Source organism: uncultured Aureimonas sp. (assembly GCF_913775355.1).
GTDB lineage: Bacteria > Pseudomonadota > Alphaproteobacteria > Rhizobiales > Rhizobiaceae > Aureimonas.
On the sequence record NZ_CAJYIU010000191.1, the window covers coordinates 1 to 5,260 of the forward strand.

Annotated in this window: 3 protein-coding genes and 2 pseudogenes; all 5 read left to right on the forward strand. The window is 68.1% G+C overall.

What is annotated here, in order from left to right; translation table 11 throughout:
* Positions 1 to 605 (forward strand): annotated as a pseudogene (locus QZ753_RS11985) (mannitol dehydrogenase family protein); the annotation flags it as partial.
* A gap of 506 nt (positions 606 to 1,111) precedes the next feature.
* Positions 1,112 to 2,080, forward strand: coding sequence for a galactofuranose ABC transporter, galactofuranose-binding protein YtfQ (gene ytfQ, locus QZ753_RS11990; RefSeq protein ID WP_156369381.1), 969 nt, complete (start codon positions 1,112 to 1,114; stop codon positions 2,078 to 2,080).
* Between the two features lie 156 nt (positions 2,081 to 2,236).
* Positions 2,237 to 3,751 carry a sugar ABC transporter ATP-binding protein gene (locus QZ753_RS11995; protein WP_294644024.1) on the forward strand — a complete coding sequence of 505 codons (1,515 nt, stop codon included), beginning with the start codon at positions 2,237 to 2,239 and terminating at the stop codon, positions 3,749 to 3,751.
* Positions 3,748 to 4,782, forward strand: a complete 1,035-nt coding sequence (locus tag QZ753_RS12000; protein WP_294644027.1) for an ABC transporter permease — start codon at positions 3,748 to 3,750, stop codon at positions 4,780 to 4,782. Before QZ753_RS11995 ends, QZ753_RS12000 begins: the two co-directional genes overlap by 4 nt.
* Positions 4,783 to 4,787: 5 nt before the next feature.
* Positions 4,788 to 5,260 (forward strand): annotated as a pseudogene (locus QZ753_RS12005) (sugar ABC transporter permease YjfF); the annotation flags it as partial.

The following is a 5,260-nucleotide window of genomic DNA, read 5'->3' on the forward strand; positions in this document are numbered from 1 at the left end:
TGATGAAGCTTCGCATCCTCAACGCGGGCCATGCGACCATCGCCTATACCGCGGCGCTTCTCGGCCTGACCTACGCACACGACTCCATGCGCGACGATCTCGTGGCGCGCTTCTTCAGCGACGTCGAGGAGAACGAGCTTCTGCCGACGGCCCCCGGCATCGAGGGTGTCAGCCGCGAGGACTACCTCGCCACCGTGACGTCGCGCTTCGCCAATCCCGCGATCGCCGACACGCTGCGGCGCCTCGCCCTCGACGGCTCCAACCGCCAGCCGAAGTTCATCCTGCCCTCGGTGCGCGAGCGGCTGGCCCGCGGCGAGGACATTTCGGGCCTCGCGCTGGTCGGCGCCCTGTGGTGCCGCTACTGCCACGGCACGCTGGAGGACGGCACCGAGATCGAGCCGAACGATCCGAACTGGGATGCGCTGAAGTCAGCCGCACGCGCCGCCAAGAACGAGCCCCGGCGTTTTCTGGAACAGCGCGACATCTTCGGGGACCTTGTCGAGAACCCCGTCTATGCCGAGGCCTTCTCCGGCCACCTGAAGGCGCTATGGCGCGACGGCGTGCGTCCGGTTCTGGAAGCGTATCTCACCCGCCGCGCAAGCTGAGCGTTAGGCCGGAAGGCCTGTTCAGCCATGGAATCCGAAGGGCCGGACCTCGTCGAGGTCCGGCCCTTCGTCGTTTCGGTTGGTCGCCAGCCCGATCGGCCGACGGAACGGTCAGGGGAAGAGGATGGCGACGGCCAGCGTCGTGCCTGCGGCCAGCATGGCCAGCGCGGTCAGGTTCACGAAAACGGACACCATGGTCTCGATGCGCACCAGAATCTCTCCTCGTAGTCGGCAATTCGATCCTATAACGGCCTTGTTTCCGCCCGGTTTCATCAAATTGCGCATTTCGCCATTCCCCTCGAAATCCACAGGGAAATGGCGGGCCGCGGCATCAACACGGGCGTGTGAGAAATCGAGTTGACAGACGCACGAGTTTCGAACTTGTATGAGTTATTGCGGATCAGACGACCGCAAGGACGGTGACCGGCGCGGCCGGACCCGTTCGCCGGCTCGGGAGGCCGGTTCGGATTCAGGCCGGCGTCGGTCCGGCTTCAGGGAGGAAGAACATGGGTAAGTTGGGCAAGCTGGCTGCGGCCTTGGCTTTGGCGACCGTGATGGGCGCGCCCGCCTTCGCGCAGGGCGGCATGGTGGTCGGCTTCTCGCAGGTCGGCTCCGAATCGGGCTGGCGCGCGGCCGAGACCGCGGTCACCAAGCAGGAAGCCGAGAAGCGCGGCATCGATCTGAAGTTCGCCGACGCCCAGCAGAAGCAGGAAAACCAGATCAAGGCGATTCGCTCCTTCGTGGCGCAGGGCGTCGACGCCATCCTCCTCGCACCCGTGGTCGCCACCGGCTGGGACGACGTCCTCGAAGAGGCCAAGGAAGCCAAGATCCCCGTCGTTCTCCTCGACCGCAACATCGAGACCACCGACGATTCGCTCTACCTCACCGCGGTCACCTCGGATCAGGTCCACGAGGGCAAGGTCGCCGGCGACTATCTCGTCGGCCAGGTCGGCTCCAAGCCCTGCAACGTCGTCGAGCTTCAGGGCACCACCGGCTCCTCGCCCGCCATCGCCCGCAAGAAGGGCTTCGAGGAGGCCCTCAAGGGCCACGACAACATCAAGCTCACCCGCTCGCAGACCGGCGACTTCACCCGCACCAAGGGCAAGGAAGTCATGGAGAGCTTCATCAAGGCCGAGAACGGCGGCAAGAACATCTGCGCCGTGTACGCCCACAACGACGACATGGCGGTGGGCGCCATCCAGGCCATCAAGGAAGCGGGCCTGAAGCCCGGCTCCGACATCATGGTCGTCTCGATCGACGCCGTGCCGGACATCTTCGCCGCCATGGCGGCCGGCGAGGCGAACGCCACGGTCGAGCTGACGCCGAACATGGCCGGCCCCGCCTTCGATGCGCTGGAAGCCTACAAGAAGGACGGCACCGAGCCGAAGAAGTGGATCCAGACCGAATCGAAGCTCTACACGCAGGCCGACGATCCGAAGGCCGTGATGGAATCGAAGAAGGGCCTCGGCTACTGAGCCGATCCGCCTGACGGGCTTCGTCCCGTCCGTTCGATCAGCCGCGCCGTCGCCCCCAGGGGCCGACGGCGCGGTCCTTTCGGGGCGAGACGGCCGCCGCGCGCCTGGCGCCGGCCGGAACGGACCGCCCCCGGCTCCCCCGATCCGAGCGACGCCATGCCCCACGACCTTCTGGCCATCCGCGGCCTCACCAAGACCTTTGCCGGAATGACGGCGCTCGACGGGGTTGACCTGACGCTGCGCGCGGGCGAGATCCACGCGCTTCTCGGCGAGAACGGCGCGGGCAAGTCCACCCTCATCAAGACGCTGACCGGCGTCTATCGCCGCGACGGGGGGCGCATCCTCCTCGACGGCACCGATATCCACCCGGCCGACAGCCGGCAGGCGCAGGCTCTCGGCATCGGCACGGTCTATCAGGAGGTCAACCTCCTGCCCAACCTATCGGTCGCCGAGAACCTCTTCCTCGGACGCCAGCCGACGCGCTTCGGCCTGACCGACGGCCGCGCCATGCGCCGCCGCACCGCCGAGCTCCTCAAGGCCTACGGGCTCGACGTCGACCCGTCCGCCACGCTCGGGCAGCTCTCCGTCGCCGTGCAGCAGCTCGTCGCGATCATCCGTGCCGTCGACATCTCCGGTAAGGTGCTGATCCTCGACGAGCCGACGGCGAGCCTCGACGCGGCCGAGGTCGAGCTTCTGTTCTCCGCCATGCGGCGTTTGCGCGACCAGGGCATGGCTATCGTCTTCGTCACCCATTTCCTCGACCAGGTCTTCGCCGTCTGCGACCGCGCGACGGTGCTGCGCAACGGCCGCCTCGTCGGCGAGAGGGTGATCGCCGAGACCTCGCGCATGGATATCGTCACCATGATGCTCGGTCGCGAACTGGGGCAGGCCGTGCACCACGCCCCGCCCTCAAGGGATACGGCCGGCGAGCCGCGCGTCGCCTTCCGCAACTTCGGGCGCCGCCGCAGCGTCGAGCCGTTCGACCTCGCGATCCGCCCCGGCGAGGCGGTCGGCGTCGCCGGGCTCCTCGGCTCGGGCCGTACCGAGACCGCCCGCCTCGTCTTCGGTGCCGACCGTGCCGATACGGGCGAGGCGATCGTCGACGGAAAGCCCGTGCGGCTCGTCAACCCGCGCGCCGCGATCCGTGCGGGCTTCGGCTACTGCCCCGAGGAGCGCAAGGTCGAGGGCATCGTCGGCGACCTGTCGGTGCGCGAGAACATCATCCTCGCCCTCCAGGCGCGTCGCGGCTGGGCGAAACCCCTGTCAATGCGCGAGCAGGTGCGCATCGCCGACCGCTTCGTGAAGGCGCTCGACATCCGCACCACCGACATCGAGAAGCCGATCCGCCTCCTGTCCGGCGGCAACCAGCAGAAGGCGATCCTCGCCCGCTGGCTCGCGACCGAGCCGCGCTTCCTCATCCTCGACGAGCCGACGCGCGGCATCGACGTCGGCGCCCATGCCGAGATCGTCCGCCTCATCGAGAAGCTCTGCGAGGACGGCATGGCGATGCTCGTCATCTCCTCCGAGCTCGACGAGATCACGACCTACGCCTCGCGCGTGCGCGTGCTGCGCGACCGCCGCCATCTCGGCGACCTGACGGGCGAGGACGTCTCGCCGGGCGCGATCATGCGCACCATCGCCGGAACGCCGTCCGAGGAGATGCGCCCGTGACCCTCGCCCGCCTCCGCTCCGCCCTGCCCCAGCTTCTCGCCCTCGCCCTGGTGCTCGGCGTCAACGCCATGGTGTTCCCCTCCTTTTTCGACCTGACGGTGCGCAACGAGCGCCTCTATGGGCCGCTGATCGACGTTCTCAACCGCGGCGCGCCGGTGATGCTGCTGGCCATCGGCATGACGCTCGTCATCGCCACCAAGGGCGTCGATCTCTCGGTCGGCGCCATCATGGCGATCTCGGGCGCGGTCGCCGCGACGCTGACGGTCGCGGGCGTGCCGATCCCGCTCGTCATCCTCGCCTCGCTCGGCGTCGGCCTCGTCTGCGGCCTGTGGAACGGCATTCTCGTCGCCGTCCTCGATATCCAGCCGATCATCGCGACCCTCATCCTGATGGTCGCGGGGCGCGGCATCGCGCAGCTCGTCACCTCGGGCTTCATCGTCACCTTCAACGACCCGACGCTCTTCTTCATCGGCTCGGGGTCCTTCCTATTCCTGCCGATGCCGGTGGTGATCGCGCTCGCGATGGCGGCGCTGGTCATCCTTCTCGTCCGGCGCACCGCGCTCGGCCTTCTGATCGAGGCGACCGGCATCAACCGGCGCGCCTCGGCCTTGGCCGGCATCGACGCCAAGGCTGTCCTGATCGCAGCCTACATGACCTCCGGCCTCTGCGCCTCCGTCGCCGGCATCATCGCGGCGGCCGACATCCGCGGTGCCGACGCCAACAATGCCGGCCTCTGGCTCGAACTCGACGCGATCCTCGCCGTCGTCATCGGCGGCACGTCGCTGATGGGCGGACGCTTCTCGATCCCGCTGGCCCTCGTTGGCGCCCTGATCATCCAGGCGATGAACACCGGCATCCTCCTGTCGGGCTTCCCGCCGGAGATGAACCTCATCCTGAAGGCGGTCCTGATCGCGCTGATCCTCGTCCTCCAGTCGCCGGCGATGGCGCGCGTCACCGGCCTCCTGACGGCCCGCCGCGCCCCGGCGCCGGGCTCCGCCGCGCCGACCGCCGCCAATCCCCGCAAGGTCTGATGCCGATGAACGCGCGCTTCCTGCCCCTCGTCATCACCATCGCGGTCTTCGCCGTCGCCTTCGCCCTGTCGTCGGTACAGTTTCCGGCGATGCTGTCGACCCGCGTCGTCGCCAACCTCCTGACCGACAACGCCTTTCTCGGCATCGTGGCGGTGGGCATGACCTTCGTCATCCTGTCGGGCGGCATCGACCTGTCGGTCGGCTCGGTGATCGCCTTCACCGGTGTCTTCCTCGCCGTCACCATCCGCGACGGCTACCATCCCTACCCGATGATCGCCGCGATCCTCGTCATATCGGCGCTCTTCGGGGCGCTGATGGGCGCGATGATCCACTATCTCGAGACGCCGCCCTTCATCGTGACGCTCGCCGGCATGTTTCTGGCACGCGGCGGCTGCTACCTCCTCACCACCGAATCCGTGCCGATCGACCATCCCGCCTTCGACGCGCTGAAGCGCATCTACTGGGCGATCCCGACGGG

Excerpts from the sequence above, each read along its gene's own strand:
- ytfQ (WP_156369381.1), top strand. The coding sequence starts at position 1,112 with ATGGGTAAGTTGGGCAAGCTGGCTGCGGCCTTGGCTTTGGCGACCGTG.
- QZ753_RS11995 (WP_294644024.1), top strand. The coding sequence starts at position 2,237 with ATGCCCCACGACCTTCTGGCCATCCGCGGCCTCACCAAGACCTTTGCC.